Annotated in this window: 11 protein-coding genes; 1 reads left to right on the top strand and 10 read right to left on the bottom strand. The window is 46.9% G+C overall.

Annotated elements, in window-relative coordinates; genetic code table 11:
- Positions 1-352: 352 nt before the first annotated feature.
- The 10 genes from SPB21_RS17085 to SPB21_RS17040 form a co-directional block, all read right to left on the bottom strand.
- Entirely contained in the window at positions 353-1381 is a 1029-nt protein-coding gene (locus SPB21_RS17085; protein WP_163702881.1) for a glycosyltransferase family 2 protein, read from the bottom strand.
- A gap of 227 nt (positions 1382-1608) precedes the next feature.
- Positions 1609-2766 carry a glycosyltransferase family 2 protein gene (locus SPB21_RS17080; RefSeq protein ID WP_499867246.1) on the bottom strand — a complete coding sequence of 386 codons (1158 nt, stop codon included), beginning with the start codon at positions 2764-2766 and terminating at the stop codon, positions 1609-1611.
- A gap of 668 nt (positions 2767-3434) precedes the next feature.
- Positions 3435-4523: a histidine phosphatase family protein gene (locus SPB21_RS17075; RefSeq protein ID WP_499867245.1), complete on the bottom strand. Its 1089-nt coding sequence runs from the start codon at positions 4521-4523 to the stop codon at positions 3435-3437.
- A complete protein-coding gene (locus SPB21_RS17070) occupies positions 4513-6351 on the bottom strand; it encodes an ABC transporter ATP-binding protein (protein ID WP_499867244.1) in 1839 nt (612 codons plus the stop codon). Before SPB21_RS17070 ends, SPB21_RS17075 begins: the two co-directional genes overlap by 11 nt.
- Positions 6352-6521: 170 nt before the next feature.
- Positions 6522-7598, bottom strand: coding sequence for a glycosyltransferase family 2 protein (locus SPB21_RS17065; protein WP_163702877.1), 1077 nt, complete (start codon positions 7596-7598; stop codon positions 6522-6524).
- Positions 7599-7614: 16 nt separating this feature from the next.
- Positions 7615-8805 carry a glycosyltransferase gene (locus SPB21_RS17060; protein ID WP_499867243.1) on the bottom strand — a complete coding sequence of 397 codons (1191 nt, stop codon included), beginning with the start codon at positions 8803-8805 and terminating at the stop codon, positions 7615-7617.
- A gap of 113 nt (positions 8806-8918) precedes the next feature.
- Positions 8919-10079 carry a glycosyltransferase family protein gene (locus SPB21_RS17055; RefSeq protein WP_499867242.1) on the bottom strand — a complete coding sequence of 387 codons (1161 nt, stop codon included), beginning with the start codon at positions 10077-10079 and terminating at the stop codon, positions 8919-8921.
- 142 nt (positions 10080-10221) lie between these two features.
- Entirely contained in the window at positions 10222-11508 is a 1287-nt protein-coding gene (locus SPB21_RS17050) for a glycosyltransferase (protein WP_499867241.1), read from the bottom strand.
- On the bottom strand, positions 11496-12722 hold the full coding sequence (locus tag SPB21_RS17045; RefSeq protein ID WP_499867240.1) for a glycosyltransferase family protein: 1227 nt from the start codon (positions 12720-12722) through the stop codon (positions 11496-11498). Before SPB21_RS17045 ends, SPB21_RS17050 begins: the two co-directional genes overlap by 13 nt.
- Before the next feature lie 27 nt (positions 12723-12749).
- Positions 12750-14117 carry a UDP-glucose dehydrogenase family protein gene (locus SPB21_RS17040; protein ID WP_499867238.1) on the bottom strand — a complete coding sequence of 456 codons (1368 nt, stop codon included), beginning with the start codon at positions 14115-14117 and terminating at the stop codon, positions 12750-12752.
- 516 nt (positions 14118-14633) lie between these two features.
- Here SPB21_RS17040 and SPB21_RS17035 point away from each other — a divergent pair.
- Positions 14634-16073 (top strand): sensor histidine kinase, encoded by a 1440-nt coding sequence (locus SPB21_RS17035; RefSeq protein ID WP_499061656.1) that lies wholly within the window; start codon positions 14634-14636, stop codon positions 16071-16073.
- Positions 16074-16107: the final 34 nt, after the last annotated feature.

Here is a 16107-nt window from a genome sequence, read left to right as displayed (position 1 = left end):
TCTTCAAACACTAGACCTTAGCAAGAACCAGTTGAGTGCGTTATCCATGAAAATGGGCTGCCTCCCCTTTTAGATGCGGCTAAGAATGAGGGCTGAAAATCATTTGGGTACCGATTAGTTCTAGTCTCTATGAAGAGAGTGCTATAGCGGAATATCAGACTGCGCATGCTCCGGAGCGGCCTTTGAAAAGTCTTAGTGCTGCTGAGCAAGATCAGGCTTTAGTGGAGATTTGTAAGGAAATTAAGAAGGCTGCTGGTGGTTAGTAATAATCGGGAGCCCCACCCCGGAGCCCCTCCCCGGAGGGGAAGGTTGTCGAGTAGTTGCCTAAGCTCTGATAAGAACAAGCTCCCTTTCACCTAGACAACCGTCTATAACGGTTCGTCAAATACTGATTAAGCCAACGCTCTAAGTAAATCGCGAGTTTCTCCATCCAGCGTACCCGACAGCCCACTGTCAACCGCCGTAGCAACGGCAACAACAAGATTTGATGTCGCTGCTGACCTAAATGTTTAAAACGCAGCATAAAATCCCGATCAATATCCAGAGACCACTTCTTTTGGAAATGAATCAGACTTTCCGCTTCCCAAGCATCACTCCAGCGCAGCATAAAATAGAGCAGATCCGACCAACGACGGGGCATCTCAGGAACATAGGTGACCACTGATGCAGGTTCACAGTAAATTTTGCCACCTGCTTGGGCCACACTGAGACAAAAATCAAGGTGCTCCTGAGAATTCAAGAGATTTTCGTCTAAGGGACCAATGTCGCGAAAGATACTGCGCTTTACCAGCAAACAGCTTAACTCTGCATAGTCGCAGGCACGCTGATGTAGCTGGCGTTGCATCAAAGAAACAGAACGATTAACCAAATGACACTTTTTGTACAAACGACGATGCTCAAATTCGTCACCTGTTTCCACAAAAAATCTGATCTCACCCCCAGCCATCAAAATTCGCTCATGCAATGGCTTGCCAATACACATAAGTGGAGAGACGACGGTAGCATCTGTTTCCTGAGCACATTCTAAAAGCTTCTCTAACCAACCAGGAGAGACATGAATATCGTTATCGATAAAAAGAACATAGTCTGTAGTTGCATGACCTAACCCCAGATTACGAACTTGATTTGGCGAAATAAACCGCTCGGTGCGTAGTAAAGTGAAATCTTTGTCAGCAGCTGATTGAGCTAAGTAATGGCGCAGGTGCTTTGGAGAACCGATATCAATGTATATCAGCTCAAACGGTAGTTTCGTGTATTTGTAAATGCTTTCCAGTGATGGTTGGATATAGCTGAAACGTTCCCGTGGTGCTATGATAAGCGTGACTGATGGTATAGAGAGACGTGTAGCTGTAGCACGTTTAGCAAGAGCTTGTGTTTTCATGTCATAATCTTCTCAAAAAAGAGGTGGAGTTCACAAGTGTATGTCTTGAAGAGATGGTAACTGATGGGACGTCGAGCAATTGCACTCGTTTGTTGCTGAAAAAGAGATTTTATAAAACTCCTAGGCATAGAGGATTATCTCTACCTATTTAGGAGTAAAGTAAACCTTTGAATGGGCTTTTAAGCCAGTATAGGCTGCATCTGCCTAACCTAGGCAAAGTAACCGGTCTAATGGGGCATTAAATGTGGTTGAGATAGTTGCGTAGGATGACTGTGACTATCAAGCACTGACCTATGCAATTTTTTGTGAGGGACAGTCTTATGATTGGGTGAGGGAGATGTAGGGGTTAGCTTTTTTATAGGGGTGTGCCGCAGTTTGGCATGGCGATCTGCAAGTATCTGGTTCAACCACTGTTCTAGCTTTATGACAATGTTTTCTAACCAAGAGACTTTGCGGTTTCCTTGCAGCCGATGTAGCAGTGGGTATAAGAATGTTTGATGGCGACGTTGGCCCAGCTGTCTGTATCGTTGTAAAAAGTACTCGTCCATGTCCAAAGCCCACTTTTGCTGGAAATACATGAGACTTTCTACTTCCCACATATCGCTCCAGCGCAGCATAAAGTACCCTAAATCAGACCAACGATAGGAAATTTCAGGTACATGGGTGACCACTGAAGCCGGTTCACAGAACATTTGCCCATTGGCTCGACTAACGCTTAGGCAAAAGTCTATATCTTCTTGAGTGCCCAATAGTTTTTCATCTAAGCATCCTAATTGTTCAAAAATATCTCGCCTAACCAGTGTGCAGCGCAGTTCTACAAGCTCACAGGCGCGTCGGTAAAGCTGATGCTTGATGGCGGCAGCGGAGCGACTTACCAAAAAACGTTTCTCATAAAGACGCCGCCATATCTGTTCGCCCTGCACATCCATAAAAATCCTGGCCTCACCTCCTGCAAAGTGAATCCGATCATGGAGTGGTTTGCCGATGCAAGTTAAGGGACAGACAGCAGCTGCATTTGTTTCTTTTGCACAACGTAAAAGAGGCTCCAACCAGCCACTCGAAACATGAATATCATTATCGATAAAGACTACATAGTCTGTCGTTATTTGACTAAGACCAAGGTTACGTGCCTGATTTGGTGAGAGAAACTGATCGGAACGTAGGAGGGTGAATCCTCTTTTAGCTGCTTCTCTTGCTAAATATTTTTGAATATGTTTAGGGGAGCCAGCATCTACGTATATGAGCTCAAATGGTATTTTTGTGTGTTGATAGATGCTTTCCAGAGACTTTTGCGTGTAGCCAAAGCGTTCTCGTGGGGCAACCACAATGGTAACGGATGGCTGTAACGCAGTGACGGTAGGCGGTGAGAGAAGTGTAGCAGTCATGGGAACTATCCAGAATTTGGCAGTGAGGACAGTGGGATAGTGCGGTCATGATTGACCGCGGACCTGAGTCCAGATATGCTTTTTTCCTGATGGTATTGAAGCCCCCTGATTAAACTAAGGAGCTACAGACGTTAGTTCAACATTTCGGTAGTGGCACCGAACATCTCTGAGTCAAAATTATGACAGGTGCGACTAAGAATCTAATGAAGTAGACATGAGATTACTTTCATGGAGGTCCATCATCATTGACTGATATAGATCTCTGATTTAGGTGAGTACTAGCTTAGATACTGCTGCGGGGGCATTTCAGCGTTCTTTTGCTACTTACTCCAAATCATAAGGTAATTCTCATCAAGAAAAATCAGTATAAATTGGTATTTTTTGGAAATCTTGTAAAATAAGGCTTTCGCGCTTGATTTAAAATATCGTTATGAACATATAGGATTTTTCGAAGACTGTTGAGAATAAATGTGTATGTATTTTTATATGTCTACAGTGGTCGTATTTTTACTGATTGGATGTGATTAAAGTAAAGTTCCATAGAACTGTAGCTGTGTGCCTCGATAATAGCATTTCTGAGATCTAATCTGCGAGAGATAAGTTTTGAATTTAGTCATGGTTTTGATACTAGTCGATAAACTTGGAGAGACCTACTTCTAAGGGGATGGTTAAATGTTGATGGCTTGGACGATGGGGCGATGGTTTTTGGGATAGTGGATGACGCTAAGGTGACCGGGTGTTAAGGAGATTTTTGCGCCTTCGTAGGAACGACCACCCAAGGTTTGGATGAGCAGGGTTTGGATACGGTTGGTGGGTGCGATCGCAATCCCCGTAATCAGTTTTTGCTCTGGCTCCAAAGCATCAGCTAAGATCTGTTGCCAATCCTGCAAAAAATCATCTCGGTCATCTATAAACTGAGCTGTTTGAGAATGATGCTGTAACAGCATCGGTAGCCAATACTTTCCGGTCGTATTCGACAGGCAAAAGTCCAACTTGATGGTTGCTAAACGGTGAGCGATTTGTTGACAGGCCTTATCGGTCAGTGAGTCTTCTGGTAGTAACAACAGTCGCAATCCTTCTTTGCCAGCTTTGAGTTTAGGCAGAGTCTCCTTAATCGCTGTCGTCTGATTCAGTTGAGTCAGCTGCACCCCCTGCCCCGAGAATTCCAAAATGCTGATGCCACAGTTAGACTGCTGCAAGCTATGGTGGTGCTCAGGAGATAGCCCAAACGCAGTACTAATTAAGGCATGATTAGTGCCCCCATGGCTAACGATTAAAACAGTTTTGCCTGTGTGATGATGTAAACTATGGGCCCAAAATTTTTGAGCACGCTGATAGAGATCCTTGACTGGAAAATGATAGCTATCATCAGCGGGTAGCTTAAACTCATGGGGCTGCTGTTGCCAACAGTTATAGGTCTCCCGATGGTATTGCCGGACATAGTCGTAGGTGAGACCTTCCCACACAGACAAATCAATTTCTCGGAGATAGCGACTCACGGTAATGGGTTTAGGGCGTTTATCCGCTATCGCTTTGAGAATCTCTCCTGTGGTTTGTTTTGCCCGCAGTAGGGGGCTGGTATACACAGCGTCGATGGTCATGGAGCGGAGATATGCACCCACCTGTTGGGCCGTGGTCACACCCTTGGGGGTGAGTATTGCCTCATCTGAACTGCCCTGATAGCGCCCTTGGTCATTAAAAGAACTGCGACCATGGCGAACTAAAATAATGCGACTAGGGAATGCGTCAGTTCGCATAACTCTTCTCTGCTGAATAACTACCGGATTGCAAACGATACATTTGGGCATAGCGACCCCCTAAGACCATGAGCTGATGGTGAGTCCCCCGTTCTAAAATGCAGCCTTGTTCGATGTAAAGAATTTGGTCTGCATGTTGCACAGTACTAAGGTTATGAGAAATCCAGAAACTGGTTTTACCCTGGGTGAGACGATTTAGCGCTTCGCTAACGAGGCGTTCGCTAGCGCTATCCAGGCCATTGGTGGGCTCATCCAAGATGATAATGGGGGCTCGACGAATGGCAGCTCTGGCAATGGCAATCCGCTGTCGCTGACCGCCGGAGAGAGTGGCCCCCCGCTCTCCAAGAATGGTTTCATAGCCTTCAGGTAGGTCCATAATAAAGTCATGGGCATTGGCCAGACGCGCTGCGGCCTCAATCTCTTCATCACTGGCCCCGATGGCCCCATAGGCAATGTTGTCGCGAACGCTGGCAGCAAAAAGTACGCTGTCCTGTAGCACAATACTAATTTGCTTGCGGAGAGAGGTGAGGGTGTACTCTCTGAGATCATGCCCGTCGATGTGAACGCCCCCTTCAATGGGATCATAGAACCGTAGCAACAAACTGATGAGGGTGGATTTACCCCCCCCAGACGGGCCGACAATGGCAACCTGTTCTCCGGGCTGAGCTGAAAAGGTGAGGTTGCGCAAAATTCCCTGCTCCGGATTGTAGGCAAAGGTGACATGCTTGCAGTGCACATCACCTCGAAAGACAGGAGCCGGTTTAGCTCCTTTCAGGTCACGCACTTCAGGTTCGGTCTCTAGCAAAGCAATGACTCGTTCACCAGAGGCAACAGCCTTCGCAATTTGACCCGTATATTTGGCTAGCTGTCGCATGGGCTTAAAGGCGACTTTAAGGTAGGTGATAAACACTAACAGGTCCCCTGGTGTAGCGCTGCCAGTCAGCACTAGCTGTACCCCACGCCACAACACCAGAGCTTGCACAATGGCAACAAGCGTTTCCACAAGACGTTCCTGCCCTGCTCGCAAACGTTGGGTTTCTGCACTTTCCTTTAGACTTTTACGATTGTTTTTGGCAAAAGACTTCCCCAGAAAATCTTGCAGTGATAATGCTTGCACCACTTTAATAGCCCCAATGGCTTCCGCTGCAGATGCGGCCATGGCTCCTTCCCGTTTACGCTGGGTGCGTGCCACCTTGTGGATTTTTTTTGACATGGTGGTGGTGGTAAGGATAAAGAGAGGGAGGATTGCGATCGCAATTAGTGCTAATTCCCAGTTCAGCCAAAACATCACACCCACCATGCCAATTAAGGTGAGAAAATGTGTGGTCAACGGGAGCGCAGCCACCACGGTCACTTCCCGCAGACGTTCGATATCGTAGGTGACGCGGGTAATCAGGTCACCACTTTTGGCACGGCTATGGAACGACAGTGAGAGCGCTTGGATATGACTATAGAGCTGTCCACGGATGTCGGTCATCACATGGGTTGCGGCTACGGCCATGCCAACAGTACTAAAGTAGGCGGCAGCCCCTCGTGCTGCTGAGATCACAATTAGGGCAGCGGCAAGGCCCGTGAGTATTAACAGTGGTGAAACTCCTCCCAGCGCTTCAATGTTGTGACTATGGATATTAAAGCCAGTAGGTAAAATGACCCGATCAAACATCAGCTTTAGGGGCCAGGGCTCCAGCAAGCGCAGACCTGTTTCTGCCAGCAGGGCAAAGAATGCGCCTGTGAGTAGGTGAGCCTGTTTACAGATGTGGGGCCAAAAGCGTTGGGCTATGCGTTTTAAACCGGGTAAGGATGACCTAAAGGATTTTTGTTTAGCCATAATGCTAGGATTGGGGAACTTCCCGTTATGGGGAATATGGATTAAATAATTTGTTCAAATTAAAGATGGCCTTGTAGGGGCGCATGGCCATGCGCCCTTCAACATATTGACCATTGGCCTGTGTTTCGCAGGGGGCACTGTGGTGCACCCCTACGGAGACAATGTTGTGTTTATCCAGGCATCTTACTCATGGTCTGTGTACCTTGCACCTGAGTATTTGTTCCATACAAGCGTTGATATCGACTGGTGAGCATGCGATTCAACTGTCTCTCTAGCTGAATAACCAGCTTTTCTAACCAAGGAATCGTTTTCCCAAACGTGAACTTTCGAACCAACGGACGCAAAAACGCATGATGTCGACGGTGTCCCAAACGCTTATACCGTTTCTTAAAATACTTGTCCTTATCCAAATTCCACTTCTTGCGGAACCGTTTGAGACTTTTCACTTCCCACTCATCGCTCCAGCGCAACATAAAGAATGCCAGATCCGACCAGCGATAGAGAATATCAGGCACATAGGTCACGACTGACGCTGGCTCACAATAAATGCGCCCACCTGTTTGACTGACATTCAGGCAAAAGTCAATGTGCTCCCGGGTGTTGAGGAGTTTTTCATCCAATACCCCAATCTGGTCAAAAACAGATCGTTTAACCAACATGCAGTGAAACTCTGCAAATTCACAAGACCGACGGTGCAACTGCTCTTCCACATCAATGACGGCACGATTCACAAAATAATGTTTTTCATGCACCCGACGATGGGTCTTATCACCCTTCAGGTCAGTAAAGATTCTGGCTTCACCGCCGGCTAGATGGATTTTCTGGTGTAAGGGTTTGCCAATGCAGGTCAACGGACAAACAACAGTTGCATCCGTCTCTTGGGCACACTGCCACAGCTGCTGTAGCCAGCCATGGGACACATGAACATCATTGTCGATAAAGAGCACATAGTCAGTTTTAACATAGCTTAGCCCCAGGTTACGAGCTTGATTAGGGGACAGAAAATGTTCGGTGCGCACCAGGGTAAAGCCTTTTTCCTCCGATGCCTGGTTCAGATACTGCTGGACATATTTAGGAGAACCGCCATCTACATAAACCAGCTCAAACGGTAGGTTTGTGTATTGGTAGATGCTCTCTAAAGACTGTTGACTATAGCTAAACCGCTCCCGTGGTACAACCACAATTGTAATTTCGGGTTGAGTAATATTAGATACGGTAGAGGTTTCTGTTGTGATCGTAGAAGTCATCATTAATCTCCTAAAGCTAAGATGCAAGAACGGTAAGAGATTGGCTCAAGACCTGGCGGTAGACCTTGGCCCAATTTCTTTGTTCAACCATGGGAGAGAGTTGCTGGCGGACGGTGGCTTGAGCTGCTTTTCCAAAGCGCTGTCGTAACTCTGGAGACTGAGCCAATATGAGAATGGCATCTTTAAGTTCAGCACTAGAGCCTGGAGTTACAACTAAGCCATTGTAAATATGATCTAAAATCTCGCCAATGGCGTCAACACTAGTACCGACAATGGCGCGACCAGCCAGCATGGCCTCCAGCAGAGCATTGGGGCAGCCATCGTGGAGAGAAGGTATGGCATACACGTCCATATATTGTAGGTAGGCCATGCCTTCAGTCCGAGGAACCATTCCTGTAAGCACGGTGTTATCCGCCATGCCACTTTCGCGAATAGCGGCTTCCCAGTAGGGACGTTCTCGCTCTGCAAAGTCGCCCACCAGTAACAGTGTTATCGGCATGGATTGTTTCAGATCTGCACAAGCGTCTAACAGATATTCCAACCCTTTCTTATCGCGGAATCGACCCACTGAGCCAATGACTAAGCCGGTGAGCCGATCGGCTAGGGGTGGTTTAGGTAGGTTTGAAACCTCTACAGGCTGAATTGAGTTCCAGAAGGCACTGGATTTCCCTTTAAGGGCAGGGACAAGCACCTGACCCCGTCGTTGTAAATCTCGACTGACAAAGGTGACCCAGTCTGAATTTTCTAAAATCCAGCCAATCTGACCATGTTGTTTGGGGCTAAATACGTGCTTGTGTAAGTCGCTGCCGCGCACGCTGTTGATGATGGGTATACCTTCTTCCTTAGCCAACAACGTAGTGATAAAGCCAGTTTCATTAATAAAAAAGGCGTGAAACAGGTTGAACTGGTGCTGACGGTGCAGTTGTTTCAACTGGAAATAAACTTCGCTGCGATAGTCTTGTAAAATTGGCGTATTTGAGCGACTAGCTGGAGTGAGTCGGTGCACCTGGATGCCATTTTTTTTGGTGGTGTCACAGTCTGAGCGACAATAACCTTCGGCCTTACGCTGTTTGGAATGAAAAACAGCAACGTGAACCTCATAGCCGATATCCTGAAGCAAATTGGCAATACGAGCCACTGACTCGCCAACGCCACCAACATCGGGGGGGAATTCTAAGGTGGTAATACAAATTTTAGACTGTGTCATAGATTGTAAGAGGTTAAGAGTTAAGAGTTTTGGATTTTGAGTGTTGAGCTCCCAGCTCAACACTCAACACTCAGGGGCAAAGACTGATGCTTGTCGTAGAGGATGGGGCTGGCTCAAACCAAAATCTCTTCTTTGATCAGTGCCTTAACGCGAGCAGCCGTCATCTCCACCCCACGAAGACAGAAGTGTTGATGGCTGGGGTTGACGCTTAACGTTTTCATCACCTTAAGGGAGAAGAAAATAGGATCCAAATCGTCAGGATTAATGACGTTGACAATGCCCAGATCTTCTAAACGGCTAGACCGCAGTCGTTGTTCCTGGTCATCATTACCGGTAAACGGTAGCTGCATAGCCCGCACCCCTGTCTGCAAAATGTTGAGAGTGGTGTTGTAGCCTGCCATGCTAATGGATAAATCGGCCTTAGCCATGTAGCTGAGAAGATCGGGGGTATAACGCTGGACTGTTAGATTGGAGCGATTGGTTGCAATTGTCTGTAAACGTTTATAGACGTCATCTGGTGAAAATGGCCCTGTAAACATTTGAATGTGGTGAGGGATCTTGTTTTCTAACAACTGACTGGCTTCGGCCACACATTGTAGAAGCTCATGGCCAAAGCGCCCACCACCAACGCTAGCCAGGATCATCGGTGGATCGGATGCTGTTTTTTGGGTAAATTGTCGATCTACATCGGGAACTACGTAACCGGTATAGTGAACCTCACAGTCAAGATCGTTCACCCTAGAAAAACTGTTTTCTAGGGGTAAAAACTCTGGGTCGCCATGGATCAGCAGCTGGTCAAAATACCGATTCATCAGTTTGCATACTTTAGCTTCATGGCGCTCCTGATCTTGCTTGGTGACAACAATGTCTCGGAGGCTGCAGGTGATTTTAGCGCCGTGGTCTTTAGCGCGCTCTAACAGCGGAATTAACTCGGTAGAAAAACGCCGACGACCAAAGGGGAATAGTTCTACCATGACGACGGCGGGGCGGATGCGATCGCAAACCTCCAACAACCGATCACGACGATATTCCAATGTGGACTCGACATCGGTAAACCCATCAGGTACCTGTAGTTCCCGAAAATTTGCATCGGTTTTAATGGCAGGTAAATTAATCACTTCAATGCCTGCCGGTACAGGAAAGTCCTGAATGACCTCTCCACCATTGACAAAGTAAACTTTGAAATCCTTAGTCAAGCCATGGGCAATAGCCATACTGCGGATCAGGTGACCGATACCGAGAATGTGTTGACAGTAAAAAAGCAAAGTCTTCATAGCATAGTCCCTCGCAGAACAGAGTATTGACGTAGATAAATCTCGAAGATATTTTCTTCCTGGGAAGTGGTTTTAATATCGCGATTCTCCTCTCCTAAGAGGGGAGAGTATAGGGTGGCACGTTGCTCAATGCGGCACGACCTTAGGAAGCAGCTAGCTTGAGTAAATCCCCTAATACACTGGCTTGAATTTGCGGTCTCATGGGTTCCTTAATAGCCTGTAGTAACCAATCTTTAACTGCGCCCACATTGCGACTCAGGCCAAACTTATTTAACACTGTAAGACGTCCGGCTTTGCCTAAAGCTGTTCTCAGGTCTGGCTGTCGCACAAGAGCCTCCAAAGCCTGTGCTAAAGATAGGGCATCCTTTTCCGGCACCAGCACACCATTTGCATTGGATCTCACCAGCTCAGAAATACCTGAGATATTAGTCGAGACCACGGGTAATTCCATGGACATGGCCTCTAACAGAACGTTAGGAATACCATCGCGGTCACCGTCATCGGTGACCAGGCAAGGGAGCACAAACATATCTGCCTGTTGGTAATACTCAATTAGCTGGTCCTGGGTCAGTTTGCCGACTAGGGTAACGTGCTTGTTGAGTTCTAGATCGTTAATTTGTTGTCGAATAGAATTCTCTAGGGGACCGTAGCCAACAATGACACAGCGAAAAGATAGTCCTACCTGTTTAAGTATATGGCAGGCCTTTAATAAATAGGGAAAACCCTTTTTCTCACAAAAACGACCAACACTCAAGATTAAAGGCACATCAGACGTTTGAGTTTTTGGTGCAGGAGTAAAGCGGCCTACATCTAAACCGTGATAAGCCAGGTGAATAGGAGTGCGAGATGTGGAAATCTGTTCAAGATAGTGACGGTTATAGTCGGTACAGGTGAGCACAAATTCCGCTTTGGCCATGCGCCGGTTCAGGGCATCATTGTTGCTTAAGTAAATGTCTTTGGCATGGGCCGTAATGCTGTAGGAGAGTCCGGTGAATGCCTGGGCAATTTCTGCTGTGGCTGTGGGCACATTGGCAAAGTGAGCATGGAGGTGAGTAATGCCTAGTGTTTTTAGCTTCCAGGCCAAGTAGCCGCCTTGTAAAAACTCGTGGAACCGTCGTTTCTCAGGGCGACTCATATAAAACTTTAGGGCCTTTAAATAGGTGCTGCCATCCTGGTGGAATAAGTCGAGATGGGCGTCCAGAAGCTTTTTTTCTTGGGCTGGGTCAAACTCCGGCAGCAATGATGGCAGGTAGGTGATTGGTGCTTTGACGGTGGCTACACCGGGATGGGTACATCGCTCTGGTGGTTGTCTTAAGGAGAATATGTGTAGGTTAAGGCCTTGCCTTTCTAACTCTAGAATCTCATTCAGAATAAAAGTCTCAGACAGTTTGGGGTAGGTTTTTAATAAAAAGCCAATTAAAGGGCGCATGATAGTTCTGCTAAATCACGGTTGGATGGATGGACGGCACAAGCCATGAGATCATGCATGAGCTGGGCGATGCGAGGCAGGCCATCTAGGCGAAAGCTGTTGATGGCATGGGGTTTGATGGTCAGTGCCCGATGTAAGGTTTGGGATAACTGTTGGGGGGTGAGTTGTTGGGGATGAATGGCGTATAGAAGGCCGCTATCGGCAAAGCGTTTGGCCCGCATCCACTGTTCTTGAACGGGACGAGTACGAGGTACAACAACGGCAGGTTTGCGTAAAGAGAGAATCTCGCAGGTGGTGTTGTACCCGGCCATGGCAACGATGGCGTCGGCGGCATTGAGATAGCTAATCAGGTCATCGCTAAATTCGAGGAGACGAATTTGAGGATAAGCGGCCACTTGAGTCTGTAGCTGTTGCTGTTCTTCAGTGGGCATCTCTGGACCTGAAATTATCACCGTTTTGGGGATGGGTTGAGCCGCTTTTAGTTGTTGGTCCATACTTGCCAAATAGGTTTGGATCAGTTGATGCCCATCGCCACCACCACCAGGGGTGACCACCACCAGTTTTTCCTGAGGGTGAATCTTTAACTGCTGGCGAAGGACAGTTTGGGATGTGCGGCCACAGCCACGGCTGAGATAGCCACAGAATCTAACTTTGCGCCGTAACGGCAGCGGAAAATTATACTCATCAGGTAGATTGAAAATCTCGGGTGTGCCTACAATCCATATTTGGTCATAATGTTGTTGGGTTAACTGGTAATAGTTGTTGACTTGCCATTGTTGAATGGTGGCAGCAGGAGTATCCAGGATATCTCTGAGTAGTAATACTCGTTTGGTGTTGGGGCTATGACGGTTCAGATGGTTGAGGGTTTCTTTGAGTTCATTGCGTAGGCCCAGAGGTTTTTTGTCAATGAGCAGCACATCCGGTTGAAAATGTACTACAGCGGTGAGAATTAGGTGAGATCGCAACCGCACCAATGTCTCTGGCATACTCTTAAGATATCTGGCCTCTAGCTGACCGGAGGTGTTGCGCCCCAGACAGGGCAATTTAATATAATCTAGACCTTCAGGTAGTCTCAGGGTGTGCAGGGCGGGGGAACCTGACACCACTAATATGGAAATATTAGGCAAGGTTCGTAGCAAATACTCACAGATTGTTAGCATGCGGCGAATGTTGCCTAACCCAAAGGCATCATGGGAATAGACCATCAATCTCATGTCAGGATCTCCTTAGGGTATCCGAACCTAGGCAGCAAGAACAGAATGGCGAACAGTGGGCCACAGCAACTGACCGGCACTGGGTCGACCAATCGCTTGGTAGTAGAAACCTGACTGTTGCAGCTGTTGTGGGTTAAGACAATTGCGACCATCGATCAAAATTGGGTGTTTCATACGACGGGCTAAATCGCTGTAGTCCAGGTTTTGAAACTCATTCCAGTCGGTGACTAGAACCAGGGCGTCGCAGTTATAGGCCAATGTTGTTGGTGTATCCACCAGGATGACGGGGGCAGAGATGTCTTCGATAATGGGGTCATAGGCCTTTACTTTGGCACCTAGCCGTTTCAGCTCAACAATAATGTCGAGGGCTGGCGCATCTCGCAGATCGTCTGTGTTGGGCTTAAAGGTGAGACCCAATAGACCAATGGTTTTACCCTTGAGAATTTTTAGGGTTTTTTGGAGCTGATAGACCACCTGTAGTCGCTGACGCCGATTGGTGGCAATGGTGGCATCCAATAGAGTTGTATCTACCCCGTAGTCCTGGGCGATGTGCATTAGGGCTGATACGTCTTTCGGAAAACAGGAGCCGCCCCAGCCGATCCCTGCCTGTAAAAATTTGCCACCGATGCGACTGTCGAGGCCAATGCCCTGGGCCACCTGGGTGACATCAGCACCGATGCGATCGCAAATATTAGCAATTTCATTGATAAAGCTGATTTTTGTAGCTAAAAAGGCGTTAGCGGCGTATTTAATTGTCTCAGCAGAGGCCAGATCGGTAACGACCACTGGCACCGCAGGTAAGGTGGTATCCACCGCAAACTGTCGGTGAATAATGGGTGCATACAGCTGTCGCATACGTTCAATGGCCTTGGGAGAATGTCCTCCCAAAACAATCCGATCTGGATTAAAGGTGTCATAAACGGCAGATCCTTCCCTCAGAAATTCAGGATTGCTCACAACTTCGAAATTGGCCTGAGCGTCGCGATCTTCCAACTCATCTAAAATGAGTCGACATACCCAATCACCAGAACCAACAGGCACTGTAGACTTATTGACAATGACTTTATAGTCGTTACCAATATGCTGACCAATCCCCCGTGCCACAGCTTCTACATAGCGAGTATCGCTTTCTCCTGTGGGTAACGGTGGTGTACCGACAGCAATAAAAATCACCTCGCCATGGCTCACACCAGCAGCTAAATCAGTCGTAAATGACAGCTGCTCTGAGTCCATGATATCGGTAAGCCCAGGTTCATAAATAGGCGACTGACCCGCCTGCAACATGGCAACTTTTTCAGCATTGTTATCTACGCACACGACTTCGTGACCGATGTGTGCTAGACAGGCTCCAGTTACCAGGCCAACATAGCCAGTCCCAATGACAGATACACGCATGGCATCATTCTCCAGTAGTTGCTCTTGAACCGATAAAACTACTGTCGTCAGGCTGATTAAATTCTCAATGAAGTGATCGTTAGAAAATTCTCATGAAAATTTCATTAAGTAATTCGCTCGATAGCCTGTTTAAATTGCTGGGGAGTTATCTCAGCTACCAACGGTAAAAATATGAAAATGATAAGCTGACATTAATTAAAAAACTTAGGTTTCCTGCAAACTGACTCTATGTAAGACTTCCCTATCTAAACTGAATCTTTTTAAGCATTCATCAAAGGTTTTTTAAAACGCCGCTTAATCGAGGAAAATGAACGGAATTTTATATTGAAATATCCTTCTTAGGGCTAATTTTATATCAACTGTGGTCAGTTTTTGAAATGTCACAACTTTGATGGCTTTGTTAAACAGACAACCTTACTTTTTGAGCAGTTCTGGATGATTTTCACAGAAAATACTGAAAATCACGGATGTTTTCCCTCACAATTGAACTAAGTATTATCCGTATACGTTTGTAGGATGCAGCGCTTTAAATTATTCGGTTTATTTAAGGAAGCACGGACCAGAATCTTTCTGATTTATGTGATCTTGATGCTAGTGGCTGTCTGTTTGTCTGTTCCTATTTTTAGGATATTGCTGTTTCGAGCTGTTGACGAACGTGTCAAGGAAGATCTTTTGGAAGAGGTTGAAGAATTTGATGATGTCTATGCTGAATGGGCACAGTCGACCGATCTATCTTACGAATCCCTCCAGCAGGCTCTGGATGACTACATAACGAATACACTGCCAGAAGACGATAATTTTCTCATCGCTATTTTAGAGGATAAAGTTTATCGGTCGAATCCACCGGCTCTGCCTTCTGTGATATACACAGAGTCAGAGCTATTTGAAAAATGGATTCAACTTGATGAGAGTACCCAAGGGCAGAAGGATACAGGGGATCCAGAAGCGGGTAACGCTCTCTATGTAGTAGAACCTATAACAGTTGATGGTACTTTACAGGGCCAGTTTGTGATTGTTCACCTCTCGGCAGGGGAAAGAGGTGAAGCTTTGGCCGGGATAGTTGTGTTTATGGAAGTTGCTGGCATCCTAATTCTGTTGTCACTGTGCCTGGCTTGGGTGGCAACAGGTCGACTGTTGCGACCGGTGCAAGAGTTGGCCAAGACGGCTCATAATATCAATGAAACTGACTTGAGTGGCCGTATTCAGGTCACTGGCACGGGAGAATTCGCCCAGCTAGCAAAGACATTTAACTCAATGATGGACCGCTTGCAGGCATCGTTTAGAACTCAGCGTGATTTTATCAATGATGCGGGCCATGAGTTACGCACCCCGATCACTATCATACAGGGGCATTTGGAGCTGATGGGAGATGATCCTGAAGAACAGGCTGAAACCGTTGATCTAGTCCTGGATGAATTGGATCGGATGGGACGTTTGGTCAACGACCTAATTCTGATTGTTAAGTCTGAACACCCTCAGTTTCTTCATTTAGAGACGTTAGATATGGCTAGTTTTTGTCAGGACATTTTTACTAAAGCTCAAACCTTAGCGGAGCGAGATTGGAAACTGGTTGTTAAAACCCGTGTACGTATTGTTGCTGATTCTCAACGGTTGACAGGGGCCCTGCTCAATTTACTGAACAATGCGGCTCAGCACACTCAACCAGGGGATTCCATTGAGCTTGGGTGTCGTCAAGCTGGCAATCAAGTGGAACTTTGGGTTAAAGATACAGGGGAAGGTATTCCTGAGGCAGAACAATCTCGTGTCTTTAATCGCTTTGCGCGGGTGCAATATACCCAGCGTAAGTCAGAGGGGTCAGGATTAGGGCTAGCGATTGTACAGGCAATCGTTGAAGCCCACTGTGGTGAGGTGGGGGTATCCAGTCAGCCTGGTTTAGGCTCAGTATTTACTCTGCGTTTACCCATAGATCTGTCTCAACCGATTTCTGTCTTATAGCCTCGTAAGGAACTGTGAACAAGGAAATGTGAAC

The sequence above is a fragment of the Leptothoe sp. ISB3NOV94-8A genome (genome assembly GCF_043421595.1).
Lineage (GTDB): Bacteria > Cyanobacteriota > Cyanobacteriia > Phormidesmidales > Phormidesmidaceae > Leptothoe > Leptothoe turfae.
Note: the sequence above shows the minus strand (reverse complement) of the source record. Positions and strands in the feature narration are given on the sequence as shown.